General features: G+C 71.4%; 1 pseudogene. It reads left to right on the forward strand.

The window, feature by feature from the left end:
• Nucleotides 1–462, forward strand: a pseudogene (locus tag RM446_RS24920) (GMC family oxidoreductase N-terminal domain-containing protein); the annotation flags it as partial.

Genomic DNA, 462 nt, shown 5'->3' on the forward strand with positions numbered 1-462 from the left:
TCGACACCCCCCGCCTGCTGCTGCTGTCGGGGGTGGGCCCGCCCGAGGACCTGCGCGCGGTCGGTATCGAGGCCGCCCACGCGCTGCCCGGGGTCGGCGAGAACCTGCTCGACCACCCCGAGTCGGTCATCATGTGGGAGACCGCCCGCGAGGTGCCCGAGACGACGGTCATGCACTCCGACGGGGGCCTGTTCGTGCGCCGCGACGCGGCCGACGAGCGCCCGGACCTGATGTTCCACATCTACCAGGTGCCCTTCGACGACAACACCGCGCGGTTGGGCTATGACTCGCCGGGTCCGCGCAACGCGATCTGCATGACGCCCAACGTGCCCCGTGCGCGCTCGCGCGGCAAGCTGTGGCTGGTGGATGCGGATCCGGCGGTCAAGCCCGCGCTGGACTTCCGCTATTTCACCGACCCCGGGGACTACGACGCCCGCACGATCGTGGACGGGCTGCGCATCG

Origin of the sequence: Streptomonospora wellingtoniae (genome assembly GCF_031845375.1) — a bacterium.
In the GTDB taxonomy this organism is placed as follows: Bacteria; Actinomycetota; Actinomycetes; order Streptosporangiales; family Streptosporangiaceae; genus Streptomonospora; species Streptomonospora wellingtoniae.